The organism is Enterococcus sp. AZ156 (assembly GCF_051714165.1).
Classification (GTDB): domain Bacteria; phylum Bacillota; class Bacilli; order Lactobacillales; family Enterococcaceae; genus Enterococcus_B; species Enterococcus_B pernyi.
The window spans coordinates 2,716,872-2,736,739 of the sequence record NZ_JBIORI010000001.1 but is presented as its reverse complement, the minus strand read 5'-3'; the positions used below and the strand labels follow the sequence as shown (position 1 = coordinate 2,736,739).

Annotated in this window: 19 protein-coding genes and 1 pseudogene; 16 read left to right on the top strand and 4 right to left on the bottom strand. The window is 36.8% G+C overall.

Annotated elements, in window-relative coordinates; all coding sequences use genetic code 11:
* Positions 1–257: 257 nt before the first annotated feature.
* Both IGJ95_RS12980 and trmB read left to right on the top strand, forming a co-directional pair.
* A complete protein-coding gene (locus IGJ95_RS12980) occupies positions 258–1,037 on the top strand; it encodes a phosphotransferase family protein (RefSeq protein ID WP_438762065.1) in 780 nt (259 codons plus the stop codon).
* 114 nt (positions 1,038–1,151) lie between these two features.
* A complete protein-coding gene (gene trmB, locus IGJ95_RS12975; protein ID WP_010734194.1) occupies positions 1,152–1,802 on the top strand; it encodes a tRNA (guanosine(46)-N7)-methyltransferase TrmB in 651 nt (216 codons plus the stop codon).
* Between the two features lie 52 nt (positions 1,803–1,854).
* Here trmB and ade read toward each other — a convergent pair whose 3' ends face one another.
* Positions 1,855–3,594 carry an adenine deaminase gene (ade, locus tag IGJ95_RS12970; protein WP_077151673.1) on the bottom strand — a complete coding sequence of 580 codons (1,740 nt, stop codon included), beginning with the start codon at positions 3,592–3,594 and terminating at the stop codon, positions 1,855–1,857.
* A 130-nt stretch (positions 3,595–3,724) separates the two neighbouring features.
* Here ade and comGA point away from each other — a divergent pair, with 130 nt between their 5' ends.
* The 9 genes from comGA to IGJ95_RS12925 all read left to right on the top strand — a co-directional run bounded on the left by comGA (position 3,725) and on the right by IGJ95_RS12925 (position 9,794).
* The gene (gene comGA / locus IGJ95_RS12965; RefSeq protein ID WP_438762063.1) at positions 3,725–4,651 is read left to right on the top strand and encodes a competence type IV pilus ATPase ComGA; all 927 of its coding nucleotides are present in this window, start codon (positions 3,725–3,727) and stop codon (positions 4,649–4,651) included.
* A complete protein-coding gene (gene comGB / locus IGJ95_RS12960) occupies positions 4,608–5,657 on the top strand; it encodes a competence type IV pilus assembly protein ComGB (protein ID WP_438762061.1) in 1,050 nt (349 codons plus the stop codon). Before comGA ends, comGB begins: the two co-directional genes overlap by 44 nt.
* Complete coding sequence (gene comGC, locus IGJ95_RS12955) at positions 5,654–5,935, top strand: competence type IV pilus major pilin ComGC (RefSeq protein WP_438762059.1); 282 nt, start codon at positions 5,654–5,656, stop codon at positions 5,933–5,935. The genes comGB and comGC overlap by 4 nt, the downstream gene beginning before the upstream one ends.
* Positions 5,916–6,383: a competence type IV pilus minor pilin ComGD gene (comGD, locus tag IGJ95_RS12950; RefSeq protein WP_010734199.1), complete on the top strand. Its 468-nt coding sequence runs from the start codon at positions 5,916–5,918 to the stop codon at positions 6,381–6,383. Before comGC ends, comGD begins: the two co-directional genes overlap by 20 nt.
* 58 nt (positions 6,384–6,441) lie before the next feature.
* Positions 6,442–6,675: a hypothetical protein gene (locus IGJ95_RS12945; protein WP_019722630.1), complete on the top strand. Its 234-nt coding sequence runs from the start codon at positions 6,442–6,444 to the stop codon at positions 6,673–6,675.
* Complete coding sequence (comGF, locus tag IGJ95_RS12940; protein ID WP_438762057.1) at positions 6,659–7,084, top strand: competence type IV pilus minor pilin ComGF; 426 nt, start codon at positions 6,659–6,661, stop codon at positions 7,082–7,084. The genes IGJ95_RS12945 and comGF overlap by 17 nt, the downstream gene beginning before the upstream one ends.
* Positions 7,056–7,409, top strand: a complete 354-nt coding sequence (gene comGG / locus IGJ95_RS12935) for a competence type IV pilus minor pilin ComGG (RefSeq protein WP_062806105.1) — start codon at positions 7,056–7,058, stop codon at positions 7,407–7,409. Before comGF ends, comGG begins: the two co-directional genes overlap by 29 nt.
* 171 nt (positions 7,410–7,580) lie before the next feature.
* Complete coding sequence (locus tag IGJ95_RS12930; protein WP_438762055.1) at positions 7,581–8,588, top strand: class I SAM-dependent methyltransferase; 1,008 nt, start codon at positions 7,581–7,583, stop codon at positions 8,586–8,588.
* Positions 8,589–8,612: 24 nt separating this feature from the next.
* Entirely contained in the window at positions 8,613–9,794 is a 1,182-nt protein-coding gene (locus IGJ95_RS12925) for an acetate/propionate family kinase (RefSeq protein ID WP_062806107.1), read from the top strand.
* Between the two features lie 115 nt (positions 9,795–9,909).
* On the opposite strand, the pseudogene IGJ95_RS12920 reads toward IGJ95_RS12925, so the two are convergent.
* Positions 9,910–10,232 (bottom strand): annotated as a pseudogene (locus tag IGJ95_RS12920) (transposase).
* A gap of 467 nt (positions 10,233–10,699) precedes the next feature.
* Between IGJ95_RS12920 and IGJ95_RS12915 the strand changes: the two are divergent.
* Entirely contained in the window at positions 10,700–11,425 is a 726-nt protein-coding gene (locus IGJ95_RS12915; protein ID WP_438762053.1) for a M15 family metallopeptidase, read from the top strand.
* A gap of 168 nt (positions 11,426–11,593) precedes the next feature.
* On the opposite strand, the gene IGJ95_RS12910 is transcribed toward IGJ95_RS12915, so the two are convergent.
* Complete coding sequence (locus tag IGJ95_RS12910; protein ID WP_077151676.1) at positions 11,594–13,090, bottom strand: helix-turn-helix domain-containing protein; 1,497 nt, start codon at positions 13,088–13,090, stop codon at positions 11,594–11,596.
* A 292-nt stretch (positions 13,091–13,382) separates the two neighbouring features.
* Between IGJ95_RS12910 and IGJ95_RS12905 the strand changes: the two genes are divergently transcribed.
* The 4 genes from IGJ95_RS12905 to IGJ95_RS12890 all read left to right on the top strand — a co-directional run bounded on the left by IGJ95_RS12905 (position 13,383) and on the right by IGJ95_RS12890 (position 18,640).
* Complete coding sequence (locus tag IGJ95_RS12905; protein WP_062806110.1) at positions 13,383–13,718, top strand: LPXTG cell wall anchor domain-containing protein; 336 nt, start codon at positions 13,383–13,385, stop codon at positions 13,716–13,718.
* 12 nt (positions 13,719–13,730) lie between these two features.
* Positions 13,731–14,525, top strand: a complete 795-nt coding sequence (locus tag IGJ95_RS12900) for a WxL domain-containing protein (protein WP_062806111.1) — start codon at positions 13,731–13,733, stop codon at positions 14,523–14,525.
* A gap of 62 nt (positions 14,526–14,587) precedes the next feature.
* Positions 14,588–15,631, top strand: coding sequence for a DUF916 and DUF3324 domain-containing protein (locus IGJ95_RS12895; RefSeq protein WP_062806112.1), 1,044 nt, complete (start codon positions 14,588–14,590; stop codon positions 15,629–15,631).
* Positions 15,632–15,652: 21 nt separating this feature from the next.
* On the top strand, positions 15,653–18,640 hold the full coding sequence (locus IGJ95_RS12890; RefSeq protein ID WP_438762050.1) for a WxL domain-containing protein: 2,988 nt from the start codon (positions 15,653–15,655) through the stop codon (positions 18,638–18,640).
* Positions 18,641–18,883: 243 nt separating this feature from the next.
* Here IGJ95_RS12890 and IGJ95_RS12885 read toward each other — a convergent pair whose 3' ends face one another.
* Positions 18,884–19,867 (bottom strand): LacI family DNA-binding transcriptional regulator, encoded by a 984-nt coding sequence (locus tag IGJ95_RS12885; RefSeq protein WP_010734212.1) that lies wholly within the window; start codon positions 19,865–19,867, stop codon positions 18,884–18,886.
* Position 19,868 lies beyond the last annotated feature (1 nt).

Here is a 19,868-nt window from a genome sequence, read left to right as displayed (position 1 = left end):
GATCACAAGAATTGTGGGGAAGTCCGAAATTACTTTATGTTTTTTCGAACTTTCCTATTCTTTTCCATGGTCAAAAAAGGATGTACTAAACCTTATGAATAGGAAGAAATCACTAGGGACTTTTTTTATTTTGATAAAAGTTGGTTTTTTAGAAGGAAAAACATAGAAAAAGAACGTATATGTGCTTGACGTTCAAGACTTGGGCGACTAGAATAATAGATACTGCAAACATATAGTAGAGGACGGGAGAATGCGCGATGGAGTTTCAGTTAGACCAAGAGTGGCGGTTACGCCCCATCAAAGGTGACACAGGAAAAACATACATAGGCATGCGTGATAAAGACAAAGTTTTTATCAAGAGGAACACAACGCCAATGCTCGCTGCACTCTCTCGTGAAGGCATTACGCCTAAATTAGTGTGGACTAAGCGAACAGGAGATGGCGATACCTTGACCGCACAAGAATGGCTGGAAGGCCGCTTGTTGACGCCTAGTGAGATTGGCCAAAGAAATGATGTCATTGATGTACTTTATCATCTACATCATTCAACGTCTTTAAAAACCATGCTTTCTCGAATTGGTGGTAGAGTATTGACACCCCAGAAAATGCTGCAATATTATGAACAAGATTTGCCGGACAGCTTAAAAAACAATCAATTTTTACAACTCGTTTATCGCTATTTGTGCCAACAAGTTCCTTCGGTACACAAGGAAAAATTAGCGGTCGTGCATGGAGATGTCAATCATCGGAATTGGTTAGTCTGTAAAAATTATTTATATTTAGTTGATTGGGATTCAATCATGTTCGCTGATCCAGCGGTAGATATCGCGACTATTTTAGGAAATTACGTGCCATTGTCTAGTTGGAATCAGTGGTTGATCAGCTACGGTATCCGACCAACAGATGAAATTTTAGAAAAACTACATTGGTATGCGGTGATGAACCTATTACAAGAAATCACACGCTACTGCAAACGTGAAGATTATCGACGAATGAATGAAGAGATTTTACAACTCAAACGAATTTTTAGTGGTTAAGCTCGGATATTCAGTTGATTTTTTTATTTTTAGGGGTAATACCAATAGCGGTTTACAATAAATTCAGTGAAATACAAGGAACAATCTTTTATAGGAATAGAGAGGAAGAAAAAGATGCGTGTTCGCAACCGACCAAATGCAGCAGAAATGCTAGCCGCTCATCCAGAGATCGTCATCAGTGAGCCAACAAAATGGCGTGGAAAATGGAAAGAATTATTTGGCAATGATCAACCAATCCATATTGAGATCGGCATGGGAAAAGGACAGTTTATTACTGGGATGGCCAAAGCTCATCCAGAAATCAATTATATTGGGATCGAAATGCAAGTAAGTGTCGTGTCTATTGCTTTAGATAAAGTATTGGAGGAACCATTACCTAATTTAAGATTATTGCACGTGGACGGTTCTGCTTTGACTGAGTACTTTTCAGAGAATGAGATCGATCAGATTTATTTGAATTTTTCAGATCCATGGCCTAAAAAGAGACATGAAAAAAGGCGCTTGACGTATCGTACATTTTTAGCTGTTGACGAAGAGATCCTAAAACCAAATGGCGAAATTCATTTCAAAACAGATAATCAAGGATTGTTTGAATATTCGTTGGCTAGTTTTTCACAATACGGGATGCGTCTAAAAAAAGTCTGGCTTGATTTACATCAAAGTGATTTTGAAGACAATATCATGACAGAATATGAAGAGAAGTTTTCTTCTCGAGGACAACGGATCTATCGTGTGGAAGCACAGTTTGTGGACAAAACCAAATAGAAAAAAGAAGAGAGTAGGAACTGTAAGTTCTTGTCTCTTCTTTTTTATTTTTTTAGTCTTGTTGATCACAGACGGGAATCAAGTCAAATTTTGAAAAAGAGAAGAGCCCCATATCAGTGATTTTCAATTCAGGAATAACTGATAACGTTAAAAATGAAAGTGTCAAGAATGGATCGAATGCTTCACTTGCGCCTAAATGATGTGCTTGGTCAGTCAAGTTCAGTAATTGCTGATTAACTGTTTCATAAGATTCGAGTGACATCAAACCGCCAATAGGTAATGGTAAACAAGCTAATTCAGTTTGTTGATCTACAACAATCATCCCGCCGCCTTTTTGGATTAATTGTTCAGCAGCGTAGCACATATCTTCATCATTTGTTCCTACAACGACGATATTATGTGAATCGTGAGCCACCGTAGTAGCTAAGGCCCCCCTTTTTAGTTGGAATCCTTTGACAATTCCTAGACCAATATTTCCTGTAGCATGATGTCGTTCGATGACAGCAATCTTTAGTTGATCATCTGCCACTGAAGGAGTGAAAGAACCATTATTGACTTGAACTTGCTCCAATAAATCGTTGGTCAACAAACTATTTGGAATGATTTCGATGACATGAGCGGTTGATGAAGATAAAGCTAGTTCCAAAGAGTGTGGACCAAATGGTGCAACTGTCATTTTTGGTAATGCATCAATCGCTGGCTGAATTTTTAATTTTGTAACTTCAGGGACCAACTGTCCATCTATCACAACCGTTTCTCCTTGATGGAACACGGTATTGATCGGCAACTTTTTCAAGTCATCTGTTAAGAAAAAGTCTGCCTGATAGCCTGGCGCAACTGCCCCTAAATGTTGTAAGCCAAAACATTCTGCCGCATTCAATGAAGCCATTTGGATGGCTTGTAGTGGGTCCATGCCCGCCAAGATGGCTTCACGGACGATATGATCGATGGAACCTTCTGTTACAAGATCATTGATCAATTTGTCATCAGTCACGAATAAACAGCGACGTGAATTGTCTGGTGTGATAGCAGGTAAGAGTGCCTGGAGATCTTTTGCTACGGTTCCTTCTCGAACCATCAAATACATTCCTAGCGCTAAACGCTCCTCCGCTTCTTGGGCGGTCGTTGCTTCGTGGTCTGTTCGAATGCCCGCAGTTAAATAAACGTTTAAGTCGTCTCCGTTTATTCCTGCGGCGTGGCCATCGATTTTTTTGTTCTTTTGATGCATCAGCTGTAATTTATCGATAATCGTTTGCTCATTTGAAGCGACTGCCTGATAGTTCATTACTTCAGCTAGACCAAGTACTTCAGGATACTCAAGAAAAGGAGCAAGTGCTTTTGCATCTAAGACAGCGCCACTTGTTTCAAATGGTGTGACAGGCACACATGAAGGTAGCATGATGAATATATTCATTGGTGTCTCTCTTGCATCTGCCAGCATAAATTCAAGGCCCACATTTCCGGCGACATTACCGATTTCGTGAGGATCAGTTACTACTGTTGTCACACCATGTAATAGAGAGATTTTCGCAAACTCTTTAGGTGCTAATAGAGAACTTTCGATATGCACATGACCATCGATCAGACCAGGAACTAAATACTGTCCTTTTGCATCATAGATAGTCGTACCTTCGTATTCCCCAATACCTACGATTCTTCCGTCGCAGACAGCGACATCACCCTCCATGATTGTTTTCGTAAAGACGTTGACGATTTTTGCATGTTTGATAACTAAATCAGCGGGTTGTTTTTTTCCTGCAACTGCAATGTGTTTGTTTAAGTGCGAATCCACTCTGAAACCTCCCCAAATAAATTTTTACTAGTATAACATAAATTCGGATTTAACCTATGATTTTCATTAAATTTTGTAAAAATAAACGATTCATCTTAAAAAGACGTATATTTTCTTGGAGGGCAAAGAAATGAAGATAAAAGATTTAGCAAATGAGATCATTTATGGAGGAGCTAAAAATAAAGTGCAAGATATCTATATTTTGCCATATGTAGAAGATTTTAAGGTTTATTTTCGTACAGGTAAAAGACGAACATTCCAAAAATCGATCTCCCTTGAGATTGGACAACAATTGATCGCTAGTTTTAAGTACCTGGGACAAATGGATATCGGTGAAAGAAGAAAAGCACAACTAGGCTCACTGACTTATTTAGTGGATCAACGAATGATAAGATTAAGACTCTCGTCCGTAGGTGATTATTTACAAAGAGAGAGCTTAGTCATCCGGATACTCTATGCATTGAATGAAAAAAGTTTTCGCTGTTTTGTCCCCAAAGACTTGCAAGTTATTGAGCGGAGTACGAACAACCGTGGATTGTTTTTGTTTAGTGGACCGGTCGGTTCTGGTAAAACGTCATTGATGTATCACCTTGCTCGTAGGAATGAGGAACAAGTGATCACGATCGAGGACCCAGTAGAAATTGAAGAGCCATTGTTTTTACAGTTACAAGTCAATGAAAAAATCGATCAGACTTATGATCAGCTATTAAAACTAGCCTTACGTCATCGTCCTGATTTATTGATTGTCGGTGAAATCAGAGATAAAAAGACAGCAGATGCAGCGATTCGGGCAGCGTTGACGGGCCATCGTGTATTTGCTACCGTCTATGCACGAGATCTCAAGGGGACTGTGGCAAGGATGAAAGAACTAACGAGAAACGATGGATTTGACGAATGTTTGTCCGGCGTTATCTATCAAGAGTTGCTGCCTGATTTTAATGAACAACTGACAGCATTGTGGTCTTATTGTTTTTCTGACAATGAAATCGAAAGAAAAGAATGGAGAGCTAGCTATGAAGAGGCACAAAAAAATGTTTGGCAATCCTATCCATTTTAAAAAGATGGATCACAAACAACAAACTCGTTTTATCCAAACGATCGGTGAGTTACTCTTGAATGGCTTTAGTTTACAGCAAGCAATTGATTTATTGGAATTACTGCAACTGATACCAGAAGTTTATGTCCATTTCGCTAAAAGAAATCTTCAAGCTGGCGAATCTTTTCATTTTGTCCTTCAGCAATTGGGATTTAAGCAAGAGCAACTCGTACAGGTGGAACTGGCAGAAGTCCATGGAAATTTAGTCGAAACTTTAAAGGGCATCGCTGAACAATTTCAATTGATTGAACAATTTCGAAGAGACTTAAAAAAGGTCATCAGCTATCCACTGGTATTGTTGGTCTTTTTAGTCGGCATTTTAGTCAGTCTAAGTGAGTTCGTCTTGCCACAATTGCTTCAGACCGACATGGTCACCACGACACATTGGGGGATTCGATTGTTTCAAACAAGTCCTTGGCTATTCTTAGGTGCCGTTGGTAGTAGTATTTTTTGTGGTTCAATGATTTTTTTTCGCTTGAAAAAGTTGGAAGTTGTCAAGAGCAGTGAGTGGATAAGTAAGCAATGGATGATAGGAAAGATCTATCGTTCCTATCAATCAGCTTATCTAGCACTAGAAATAGGCAAACTATTTTATGAAGGCCTCGACTTGAAACAAATTATTCGCTGTTTGAAAGAAACTAAAGAAGGAAGTTTGGTTCAGTCTTTAGCGTATCAATTAATGGAAGGGCTCGAACTAGGTATTCCTTTGGCGCAACAATTTGAGCAATACGGTTTTTTGACGACCGAGTTTAGTCGAATCGTACTACAAGGAGAAGCCAAAGGAAATTTAGGCAAAGAATTATTGTTTTACAGTGATTTGACACGTAAAGATTTTTTTCAAAAAATCCATCGTTGGTTGCACTGGGTCCAACCAGTCCTTTTTTTAGGGATTGCTGTATTGATTTTGCTGATTTATGTGGCTATCTTGTTGCCAGTATATGGAAATATCGAGGAGGTTCTAAAATGAAGAATAGAAAAAGAAGGGCTCGTCTAAAAGGTTTTACACTGATTGAAATGTTGATCGTCTTACTCGTCATTAGTGCGTTAGTTTTACTATTTATCCCCAATATTTCTCGTTATCGTGATCATGTTAATAAGGAAGGTCGTGAAGCAGTTATGCAACTGATTGATGCTCAAAGTGAACTTTACGCATTACAAAATGATGGAAAGATCCCAAGTATTGATGAGCTATTACGAGAAGGATACATCAAACAGGAACATGCCGATGCGTATCGCAAGAACTAATAAATACCTCACCGAAGCTTACACTTTAGCAGAAACGATTATTGTCTTGATTGTCTCCCTTGCTTTCTTTATCTTTCCTGTCCTCTCATTCCATTCTTTAGAAAAAGAACAATCGATCCATCGTTTTTTTGATCAGCTAGAAAAAAGGATCGATCTCGTACAACAAAGTGCTATTATCCATCAACAAGTTACTCGTTTTTATTATGATCCAAAGCGTCATAGTCTTTTATTTGAGGTGCCTCCTTACTCATCAATGGAGTGGCAAGTGTTGCCGATCCCTGAAGCTTTGACCATCCAACGTCATGCACCGATTACTTATGCTGCGAAGACAGGGAACGAAAGCTCGTTGAAGGCGTATGAATTTTATTGGCCAGAAAAGAAACAAAGAATCATTTACCAATTCCAACTAGGAGGTGGTCGTTATATCAAAAGAATCCAATCTAGCTAGCTTTGTACTGCTTGAATCATTAACCGCGCTAATGATCACAGCCATGAGTATTTATATTATGAGTTCTGGTAATTTGTTCTTGGTCCAACAAGAACAAACCAAAGACCGAGAAATTCTTCTATTGAGGACATTGTATGAAGACGTGAGAAACTATCGTAGGTATGGAGAGTTGCCGACAAGACCAACAGAGTGGGAGCAGGGAACTACAGTAATCGATACGCAAAGCCAGAGAATAAGAAAAGTTTCAATCAGTGATGGAAATGAAGTGATTGCCATTGAACGGAAGAAATAAAGTATCTGCTTTTACAATGATTGAATGTCTGATTGCATTACTTATTCTAAATACGATTCTTTTATCATTTGGTCTCTTTATTCAACAAAGCGAAAAGTTGAATACATTTTTTCAAAAAGACGAACAAACAGAATGGTTAATTTTCTTAGCTCAATTCGAAAACGAACTTGCTTCAAGTGAACGTATTTCGATCGTTGAGAATCGCTTATATTATGAAAACGAGAAAACGTTCATCATAGAAGGCTATCAGCAAATGATCAGAAAACGTGGAACTGCTGGCGGCCATCAGCCTATGCTGACGGGTGTTAAGCGTGTCCAATTCAAAGAAGAAGATCAAGTGATTTTACTGCATGTTGAATTTATGAATGGAGATAACAAGTATGGTATTTGGACAAAGCAAAAAAAATAAGCGGTTAAAAGGAAATGTGTTGTTTTCGACCTTAGCTCTTTTTCTATTATGTCTATTTTTCATGCAAGGATTACTTGAAAGTTATCGTCTAAAAATAGACAGTTATTTACGCATCAAAAAATATTACCAAGCAAAGATCATCAAGCAAATGTTTATGATAGAATCCAATCAGTTGGAAGAGCAAGGAAAAGGGGAGTATGGTTACAATGTAGGCACGGTCCAGTATACAGTCAAACAGGACCTAGTGGAGCTAGTAATAACTGTTTCACCTTTCCGATTTGAATTTACAGAGCGAATCATTGATACAGAAAATACTACAGATTAAGAGGTTCCAAAGCAATAACCGTTCTTTTCTATAATACAGCTGTTTTGAAGGTGTTGAATGTTCGCTATTTCACAAAGAAAAAGGATGAAAACGATTGAAATTTTAGCGATTGTTCGTTAGAATTAAACAGGTAAAATAATTGTTATAATATATCTAGAAATGAGGCGCACGATGTTACCAGAAAAAATGGAACAAGGGTTTGAGCAAAACCTGGAAGCTATTCAGCTTTTACAAAACGCATTGGGAACTTCTTTTTTAGAAGCTTATGTTGAAAATGCCGAAAATTTAAGAGACAACTATCAAGTACGTGTAGTAGATGGTGTACCAAATGAAAAGACAACCCAACAGATCTCAGAACTTTATCAAAAACTGAGTGAATTATCATTTGAACCGGAAGAGTGGCGTCGTTTATCGCAGTTGCTTTTGTTAAAGGGAAGTCAAACCGAGCACTTACAAGCAAACCATCAATTGACACCAGATAGTATTGGTTTCTTGTTTGTTTTCTTGATCGAACAACTATTCCCTGATCATAAAGGAAAAATCGGTGTCTTGGATATTTCAGCAGGAATGGGCAATTTGTTATTAACAGTTCTTTTAAACCTAAACATTGCTGGATACCATACAGAAGGTTTTGGTGTGGATATCGATGATACACTACTCTCTGTCGCGGCTTCTACAAGTGAGTTGGCGCAAGCGAGTGTTCAATACTTTCACCAAGATGGATTACAAGACTTATTGATCGAACCAGTTGATGTCGCTATCAGTGACTTGCCAATCGGCTTTTATCCGAATGATCAAAAAGCGCAAGACTTTTTGACAAGCGCGACAGAAGGTCACAGTTATGCTCATCATCTTTTATTGGAACAGGCAATGAAATACGTCAAGCCAGATGGTTTCGGTTTGTTCTTGATGCCAAGCAATTTCTTGGAGACAGAGCAAAGCGAGTACATTAAAAAATGGTTTAAAGAAGAAGGCTATCTGCAAGGTATGATCCAATTGCCGGATGAGCTGTTCCGAAATAAGCAATCACAAAAAAGTATTTTGATTTTACAGAAAAAAGGCAAACAAGCAAAACAAACCAAAGAAGTACTGCTTGTTAAACTTGATTCACTAAAAGAACCAGAGAAGGTGACGAAGTTTTTTAACGAATTTAAAAACTGGAAATCAGCTTCCTTATAACTATTTACCAAAAAGGAGAGTAACATGTCAAAAACAATTGCAATCAATGCTGGAAGTTCAAGTTTAAAATGGCAGTTATACCAAATGCCAGAAGAAACTGTAGTCGCTAAAGGAATCGTTGAAAGAATTGGATTAAATGATTCAATTTTTACAATCAAGTATGGTGAAGGCCAAAAATTTGAACAAATCTTAGATATTGATGATCATGAAGTTGCTGTAAAAATGTTATTAGACCAATTGATCGAATTAAATATTTTAGGCGCATATGATGAAATCACAGGTGTCGGACATCGTGTCGTTCACGGTGGAGAAACTTATGGTGACTCTGTAGTCATTGATGAAGAAGTAATGGCACGCATCCAAGAATTAGCAGAATTTGCGCCATTGCATAATCCTGCCAACTTAATGGGAATCAAAGCATTTAAGAAAATTTTGCCAGATATCCAAAGTGTAGCTGTCTTTGACACGTCTTTCCATGCGACTATGCCAAAACACAATTACTTGTACAGCTTACCAATCGCTTACTATGAAGATTTTAAAGTGAGAAAATATGGGTTCCACGGAACAAGTCACCGTTATGTTTCTGAACGTGCGGCAGACATGTTAGGTAAACCAATCGAAGACTTAAAAATCATTACTTGTCATTTAGGAAATGGTGCTTCAATTACTGCTGTTGACGGTGGTAAATCTGTTGATACATCAATGGGCTTCACGCCATTAGCAGGTGTAACGATGGGTACTCGTTCTGGTGATATTGATCCAGCGATCTTACCTTATCTAATGGAAAAATTATCGATCGATATCAATGAAATGGTTGATATCTTAAACAAAAAATCTGGTCTTTTAGGGTTAACAAATCTATCTAGTGATATGCGTGACCTTGAAAACAATTACGATAAAGAAGAAATCCGTTTGGCTTATGATGTGTTTGTTGACCGTATCCGTAAATATATTGGTGGCTATGTAACAACAATGAACGGCGTTGACGCAATCGTATTTACTGCGGGTATCGGAGAAAATGATGGTCATGTGCGTAACGAAGTGATCAAAGGTATGACATGGTTTGGTTGTGAAATCGATCCAGAATTGAACAAATTACGTGGTGAAGAGTTAGACATCTCAACAAAAGACTCAAAAGTCAAAGTATTAGTCATCCCAACAGATGAAGAATTAATGATTGCACGTGACGTAGAACGCTTGCGTTAAGTTACTTCAAATAAAGAAGTAATAGTTTTTTATCCGCGTGATTTGGCTGACACTAATAAATTAACCAGATTAATATAAAGTTTCTATAAAAAGAGAGTTGGACATTGTCCAGCTCTCAGACTGTAGACAAAAAGGAGTGGCTTAATTGCCAACTCCTTTTTGTTAGTCTTTGTAGAAATTTAAAATAAAAAGCCATAGGCTTTTTTGCTTTCCATAGCCATGTGGCTTGTTTTTTTAATTCATGGCAGCAAACGTAAGCACCGTGTGCGTGGTGACTTTTTCAAGACCTCGATATTTCGTCCAACGCATACCATGCTTTTCTTTTGCATCTGCAAATATTCGTTCAATAGTTTGTTTTTTCTTTTTATAAATTTCTCTATTCTTTTTTGTGTGGATTTTTATTGGAATACGAGTGTATAGGTCGTTCATTTTCCCCACAATCCTTAAAACCGTATAGATAGTGTTCCAGAAACAGTTCCTTCGAAAATGAGAGCGAAGTTGAATATTTATTTTACAACTCCGATTTTAGGAAATGACAGTTGAAAGTCATTTTTTATACTAGTTCACGCATAGAATGATTGTTATATATAAATCGAAAAGTTACAATAAAACTAGATTAAGGGGGGTATATCCCTGATTCTTTTAATAAAAGTGAATTTTTTTATAACAAATAAGTGAGGAGGGGTGATTTTAAGACGATATCTATAGATAATAGAGGACTAATGATCAAACAAATTCTACTTTGGGGAGTAGTAAGACTGTTTACGACAATTCACATTATTAAGGGATGACAAAGTAAACTTTCGGTGTAAATTTTCAGAAAATTGGCACTTTTTATAAGTGACTATATGTTTAAAATGAGTATTCAAAAATTAAATCTATTATTTGAGGTTAGGAGATAGAATATGGAAAAGTATATTTTTATTGTTAGTTTATTAATTGTTTTGACTGGGTGTACGAAGATAGGTACAGAGCGTATAGATGCGAATAAAGACAAAATAAATGAAAGTATGTTATTAGAAAGCACTACAGAAAATGAAGAAGACGTGACTCTATTAAGTGATGTAGTTTCTTATTTAGTATTAGTTAACAAAGAAAAAGGGTTACCCTCCACTTACATGCCAGACGACTTAGTCGTACCACAAGTATTGAATGTGGATTATCAAGTGAGCGAAGCGATTCTGATGCGAAGAGAAGCGGCTCAGATGTTAGAAAAACTATTCCAAACAGCTACCAACGAAGCGGGGTATACTTTATTAGCTGTCAGTGGTTTCCGCTCCTACGAAGCACAAGCTAAACTGTACAATGAATATGTCCAGACTTATGGTCAAATCGAAGCGGATCGATTCAGTGCGCAACCAGGGCACAGCGAGCATCAAACAGGTTTAGCGATGGATGTAACCTCTGAAAGTGTAACGAAACAGCTAGATCAAACATTTGGTGAAACACCGGAAGGCCAATGGTTAGAAAAAAATGCCCATCGTTTTGGTTATATCATTAGATATCCAGAAGGTAGAGAACAAGATACTGGATATATGTATGAGCCTTGGCACGTCAGATATGTAGGTGTAGAACCAGCAACAGAGATAACTGAAAAAGGATTGATCTTAGAGGAATATTTGGCCAATTGATTCATGTTCGTAATAATTAAAATTATATGACAATTCTACCCATTGTAGTAAATAACATAAGTGTAATATAAAACGAATCATTTCCAATGGATGTATTCTTTTTGGAAATGATCCCTCTTATTAAAATTACCTAAACAGGTTTTATATAAAATCTGTCCAAACAAATGATTATCTTCGTGCATCTTTTAGAGAATAAAGCTTCGTTGCGTTTGGATCGATCAAAGTGAATAATTCATTCCAATTCTCTGCTGTTGGGATCGTATCAAAAAGAAGCGTTGTTTTCCCCATGAGTATTGAAACTAAATACTCACTATAATTTGTCACGAGTATATCGAACTTCTTTGTTCTGATCATATCGATATCTGTATCATGTCTATTAGGAAAGTATAATCGATGCGTATGCCCTAAATACTTGATTGCAGTCGCTTGAATCAATTCATGGATGTAAGAATTTCCTTCTAGTAAAAAGATGATTTCTTTACTCGGTCTTGCATGGACTAAAGATAATGTATAGTTCAGAAGTGTTAAACTTGTAGAAATACCTTCTAATTGTCTCAACGTTAATTCGTATGTTTCGCCTAATGTGTTTTGTATAAAAGTTTCATTTCGATGGTATTCACAAGGAAATTTTTGCTTTGAATATAAAGTGATATCAGCGAGGTTCTGCAATAAAATAGGGGAAAGCTGATATTTCAAATGAGTACTTAAAAAAAATGAACGGATATAAAGTGAGTAGGTGGACTTCTCTTGTTCGGTATCAAAGGCTAGTTCAAGAAATTGATTCGTCCACTCTTCAATCTCCTTTGGCTGTGGTTGGATGGATTGGAAAATTTGTTCCGATTCCTCATCAAAAACTGAACGCTTACATAGAGTGACAAGATAAATATATTGTTTTTCTTCCGGACTAATATCACTATCAAAATATTGAAGAATCGTCTGTTTCATGACTTCGCTGTATAGTTGTGTTTTTTCATCATTTAGGATGACAAGATTGTTTGGGAGTTTATCAATAGGATTGCCGTTAAAAAAACGGATCAATGTAATGTATAAATGATAGTTGAAACTTTCAAAAGTAATGGGTGCACATTCTTTAAGCGTAATTTTCTCGGTTATTTTAGCCGTTATTTCTTTGACTTCTAACGTAGGAAAGACGGTATGGGGAGTTATATCCGAGTCAGAATAAAAACTATGGAAAAAATGACGTATATCTATTTCTTTTCCGTGAAAATCGATGGGTGAAGTTTTTAATTTTATTTGAAATTCGGAGAGAAAAGATTGGGCTTTTTTTATATATCTTAATAAGGTGCTTTCGGATAAATGTAACTGATCTGATAATTCAGGTACATTGTAAAGGTGACCAAAAAAAATATTTTCTATCATGATGAATAAAGGTTCATTTTGTAATAAAGATTGCTTAATTTCCTTATAACGATAATCATCAGAAACGTTAAAATGATAGCCACTTGGAGAGGCGGATAGATCAATTGATTCATTGAAAATATTTTTTATTTCTTGAATATCTTTTATGATCGTGCGGGTAGGGATATTAAGAACTTCGGAAAGGTTATTTAAAGTTATTGAAGCGTGATGTTCAAATTTATTCAGTATCCTCAAGATACGAACAGTTTGCTTATTCATGATGAAATTCAATTGAAACTCTCTCAAAAAAAACACTCCTTTTCATACGATTATTTCGATTAATATACAATATCGCAATGAGATAAGCGATATTTCCGCTTATCCTGCCTAATTATTTATTACAAAAAAGAAAGAATTATTCTAAGTCAATTTTTGCTGGATGTAATGCCAGATGTGATTTAGAATAATTCTTTTTTTACAGTAAATTTAAAGCAATGAGATGTGCGATTTACGATTCAAGTGTAGTTTTCTAGTTTCTACACGTAAAAATGCATATTTCTTGAAATAAAAGTGAGTAATAAGCTTGAGGGGGAGGGATATGAATCGTAAGAAGAACTACATGCTTCTAATCAGTATGTTACTGTTTCAATTTTTTGTCATAACGGAAGTATCCGGTCGTGAGGTTCGCCCATTTGAAACAGAAGGCTCAATTGGGTTTACCGGTGTATATGTACCCATAGGTTTACCTGATCCACCGCCTGATACTACCACCGATGAACCAAATGCACCCATTAGAATTGCCAGACCAGATCCAAATATATCTAATAACCATAGAAATTTTCCGAAAACCAATGCAAACAAGAGTCATTTATTGTTTCTTCTAGGAGTACTTTTGTTATTTATCCTTTGGTTATATAAGAAAAAAAGAAAGTAGAGGAGTTTTTTAATGAAAATGATTAGATTAGCTACAATTGCAGTTTTATCATCAACAATTTTCTCTGGAGGTATGACTGTTTTTGCAGAGGAAACCAGACAAGTGACAACAGAAGGGCAAATTACTTTCGAACCTAATACAGAGGAAGAATTGGTGGTTATCCCGCCAGTTTCAGAACCGGACGTTGAAATTTCTCCAGAAATTCCCGGTACGACAGGACCATTATCGATCATGCGAGCTGTAACAATGGACTTTGGAGCACAAATCATCTCAAATGAGGATAGAACATATAACATGGTTGCTGAAATGGCGACTTTAGCGAATCCAGAAGAAGATAGTCCAACAGAAGTTCCTTATGTCAGTTTTGCTCAAGTACAAGATGTACGTGGAACAAATGCAGGTTGGGATCTGAAGGTGAGTTTAAGTGATTTTACATCTAATACACAAAATAATGTATTAACAGGTGCTGAAATTGAACTGATTGATCCACGTATCCAATATGAAGGAAGTAATCAAGAAAATGCACCATCTGCACATGCAAACAACCTGAAATTAATACCAAATGAAGGTGCAGTATCTGTAATGACTGCCGCTGAAAGACAAGGAGCAGGTGCTTCTTCCGTAGTTTGGGGGGATCAAGCAGACTTAAATGCACAATTTGCAGCTGAAGGAAATAATGTAGTGACAAATGACGCGATTCAATTATCTGTCCCTGGATCTACGGCAAAAGATGCAACTACCTATAGAGCGACACTGACTTGGGAATTAACGACGACACCAGGTGAAGACGCAGGTGAAAGTGCCTAAATTAAAAAACCTGTAGTGCCACGCTTTGTGGCACTACGTATTAATAAAAGGAGTGTCTATCGATGAAAAAAATACATACATATACCGTAAAGAAAATTTATTGTTTTTCTGGACTAGTACTGTTGCTTTTGTTTTCTCTCTTATCTAATGTGTTTGTCTATGCTAACGACGATACGTTAAATTTTTACGTGAGTCCTGAATTTCCAGAAAGCCAAGTTGAGGGAAATGAAAGCTATTTTAATTTAAATATAGAACCAGGAAGTACGGAAAACTTAACTCTAAGACTACAAAATGCGAATGAGCAAGCGAAAAAAATCCAGATAACTGCTCATACCGCGCTAACGAACGTGATGGGTGTGGTTGAATATGGAAGAGATGCAGAAGAGGCAGATCCAACGTTGTTTTATTCTTTGGCAGATTTGATTGAAGTTCCGGAAGAACCAATTGAATTAGCTGGAAATGAAACGAAAACGATTTCTGTTCCACTGATTATGCCAAAAGAAAAATTCGAAGGATTTTTAGCTGGAGGATTGCGGATTACTGAAATTCAGGAGGAATCTGAAGAGGAAACAACCGAGGAAGAAGGTGTAGCTATTAAAAATGAATTTGCTTATGTTGTAGGGGTAGTAGTGAGTAATGATCGTGCGTCTGTAAAACCTGATTTAGAACTACTAGATGTATTTGCTGACCAATTAAATTATCGAAATGTGATTAGTGCAAATCTTCAAAATTTCACCCCATCATTTGTGAATCGTCTAGAGGTTGAAGCGACGATCCATAGAGAAGGCGAGGAACAAGTACTTTATCAAGCACATCAAGAGCAGATGCAAATGGCACCAAATTCTAATTTCAACTTTCCAATCTCCTTAGAAGGCGATCGTTTTCGCAGTGGTGAGTATTTGTTGAAAATGACAGCACGTTCAGGAGAAGAAGAATGGCAATGGGAAAGGAAGTTTACCATTGATGCGGATGAAGCCAGAGCATTGAATAAACAAGATGTTACGATTGATACGAGTATTAATTGGTGGTTGATCACAACCCTTTGTCTTTTTATGCTATTACTAATTATCGTTGGAAGACTCGCAATCAAAAATAAGAAAAAATAAGATGAGAAGAGAGGCATCAAAATGAAACGTATTTTTTCAAAATGGTTAATCCCTATCATGATAGGGACGATAGGTTTACAGATTGTTTGCCCAACAATCACTTCTTTCTTTTTACCTAGGATCTATGCCTTGGATAATAGAGAATCGATTGGAAATCAAGGTGAATTAGGGAGGTCGTTGATTCCCGAAGTTCAATCATCTGATCCAGGAGGATATGTTCAATTAGCTGAAACAAGTAAGACTGGCTATGTAGGAGAAACGGTCATCGTATCGTTTATCTTAAGTGATTCTGTTCAATCTGTTGAAATGATATTGCCTGAAGAAGCAATGATTGTAAAAGAAGTACTCCCTGCGGATGTGGAAGTTGAAAAAGCCCACGATACCAATAAGTGGATGATCAAATCTGAAGTGGCAGGGATTAGGATTGCACTTCCTTTACGTTTTGAGGATGAGGGAAATTATGAAGTTCAGATAGGTACAGAAAGAATAAAAATCGAAATAATCAAAGAAGAGAAGGCAGTAAGTGCTACAGACGACAACGAGGCTGTAACTGAAGAGAATATAGTTGAAGATGAAGAAATTGATGTGTCTCAGGTTGCAAATGCGGAAGAAACAATGCCAGAAACTGATAGAATAGAGGATAGCCAAAAGGATGAAACGAACACAAGTGAAACAACGCTTAGAGATCCAATCACACCTTTAGATGAAATCAATCATCGAGATATTTCGAATTGGCAGGAATTTATGTTGGCATTAGTTGATCCAACAATCAATTATATCAATGTGATCGCTGATTTTGAGTCGGCGAATAATCCGACAGGTGGAATAACAGGGGTGACTGGAGCAACTTCAAATCCTAATGGAGGTGCGGTGTACGCGTATGTTAATGCTTCTCAAGTTTCTCGAAGTTTGGTAATTGAAGGAAATGGACATCAAATTGATTTTCGTGCAGTATCACTTTGCTTTCTTCCTGTTACTCATAATGGATCATCTCCTTGGGATATCACATTGAGTAATATAGAAATTTACCACGGGAATTTCTATGGACCATTTACTTTGAGGGATTTAGGTGGTACATTTGAAAGTCAGTCAAAATTTACTTATTCTAATGTTAAAAATATTGGTAATCAATTGACACACTCTGAATTTGGGAACATTTTTTTCGACGGAGATGTATCCTCCAAACAAGTGGCAACATATACTTCAAAATTTCGAACTCAAAATATTAATGCTACAAACCAAACTAACTTATATGTTAGTCAAATGACAGTACTAGAGAACGCTAAAGTTACAATGGAAACAATAAATGCAGGAAATTTAGATTTAGGTTTTTCTTCACCAGGAAATCTAATATTAAAAGAAAATTCCGAATTGAATCTAATTGCAAATGGGACATCGAAGTTGGCCTTTGAGGCTTGGGGAACAAATATACTTAATTCAGCTGGAAGCATTATTTTGAGGGATAATGCGACACTTAATCTATTTCCACAAGCTAACTCTTCTGCTATTTCTTTAAACTCTACCTCTGCAAAATTAGAAGTCGGTAGAGATGCAACAATTGATATACAATCTAATGGCCGAACATCAACAGCTAACAACTTTAATACAAATACTATTTTTATGGCTGGAGGAGCCAATTTCCATGTACTCGATGGTGGAGTTGTAAGAATTAATGAATATGGACAGACTACATCTACTTCCAATGTAGTGCATGTTGCTGGAGCAGCTACTTTTGTGATAGATAAAGGTGGGACATTAGATATTCAATCAGATAGTACATCACCTGCTCAAAGTCTTATTAATATAACTAGTGCTGCTTCAATTTTTAGTTTTGCCGATGCACTAAGAGTTAATCTTGAGAGAACAATTAATTTAGTAGGAACTACTACAACAAACGGATTAATTAATATAGCTGGAACAACAGGTCTTTTGGACGTTGATATCCAAGCAGTCAAACAATGGCAACATGGGAATCTAAGTGAGGAACCAGATTTTAGCTGGACACCTATCTTTAATTTGAAAATCAATTATGCAGGAACTCTACCGACAATCAACAATGTCTCTTCAATTTCACAGAATATAGTAGATAGTTTTAGAACAAATTTTACAACTCGTGCTCAACGTATCTTATTTGAATATATTCCTGATGTGGAAGTATCCATGGAGACTCTATCGGAAGATCCTTCGCTGGAAAATTCTAAAATTATCCGAGGAAAAGCGACTCCTCATAGTGTCATACGTTTTGATGGTGATCCAGCGATACCAGAACCAACCATTGATTCACCAAATTATGCAGAAGAAGAAAAGTACCATATTCAAGCAGACGAGAATGGAGACTATGCGTTTCAGTTACCTTTTGGGTCGTACTTTACTAAAGATAACATAGTAAAGGCGTATGCTTTTTTAAACGGAAAATCTGATTCAGCTGAAACAATCGTAGAAGAAATCAAGGATCTTGATCCGTTAGACCCAATTGATAGTGTTACGCCAATCACCCCTGAGAATCCACCAAATATTCCAGAAAAACAAGGTTTTATCAGTATCGATTTTGTCTCTCAATTTGATTTTGGAAAAAATGGAATAGCGGTTGATGATACGGAAAATCAGGAAGAACGCCCTAACTTTATCCAAATCAGTGATCGACGTTCGACGATTCAAAGAAGTGGTTGGCAATTGACAGTCATGCAGAATGATCAATTTAAAAATAAAGAAGGTAAGGAATTGAACGGGGCAAGTGTTGGTTTTAGAAATCAAAGTTTGATGACAGCCCAAGGAGGAACAGCCCCTAGTTTGCAACAAACGGATCCTCATGAATTGATACCTGGAGTGAAACGTGTGTTATTATGGGCGCAGAATAACGAAGGAACGGGGACTTGGATCTATCGTTTCGGGGATGAACGTACAGCAAGTGAAAGTATAGGGGTGACGGTTCCAAAAGGTTCCAATCCAGAAGCGATTCAGTATTCTACAACCTTTACTTGGGAACTGAGTGCCGTACCTGGAAATTGAATAATAAGAAAGATAACAAAATGAATGAAGATGTTGGAATGGATACCAACATCTTTTTTTTGAACAAAGGAATGACAAAAGACTACTATACAATAATCAAAAATATAGTTATTTGCCTAACTTATACCAGACTAATAAAAGTAGAAGTCATTTTTTCGAAGAATAGTTGGCAAAAAAAACACATATGTATCTTCTAGTAGTAAGGAAATAGAAGAAGCATATGTGTTCAAATAGCTAATCATTTTAGGTCGTGCTTCCTTGAATCAATTTCACTGGCAACACATAGTTGGATTCAAGTGGTTTCTCTGGATCTTGGATCCGTTGGAGCATTAGGTCGACTAAGATGTCAGCAATATCTGTAATTGGTTGTGCGATGGTCGAGAGCTGTGGGAAATAATTTTGAATCATTTTTGTTCCATCATACCCGATGATTTTTATTTCTTCAGGAATTTTAATATGCAACTCTTGACAGAGATTATAGGCTAAAATAGCAGTTAAATCGTCTGTACAAAATAAACCATCAATTGTTTCCATTTCTAAAATCCGTTTGATCTCTAAATTTTTTAAAGCAGTTGAGCGGGCAGTAGAATGAAAATGAAACACGTGCGGCTCTAACTGGAATTCTTCCATAAATGCCAAATATCCATTCAATCGTTGATTGGTCGGTGAATTTGATTCTTGGGAGCCAGTTAAGATGGCAATGTTTCTGGCACCTTTTAAATAAAGGTTTTCGGTAGCTAAGTATCCACCACGTAAATTGTCACTACTGATAATTGGAATTCCTTCTGCTAAATAGCGGTCGAAGGAGACAATGGGTAGTTCAATATTTTCGTATTCTTGGATACCCAGATTATGCGCTCCAGCAAGGATACCATCTACTTTGTTTGCAGCTAACATGTTGAGGTAGTTTCGTTCTTTTTCTTTATTGTTTGCACTATCGCATAATATTGAACGGTATCCTAAATCAAATAGCTTACTTTCTAATTGTTCGACTAATTCACCAAAGAAAGGGTTGGCAACTGTAGGAAAAATCAAGCCAATCAATTGGGTGTTTTTTCCTTGAAGAGAACGAGCCAATGAATTGGGTTGATAATTTAATTCTTTCATTGCTTGATTTACTTTATCGATTGTTTTTTGGCTCAATGAGCCGTAGTTATTGATGACACGTGATACAGTGGTTGGTGAGACTCCAGCCTTTTTGGCTACATCGGTTAATTTAACAACCATT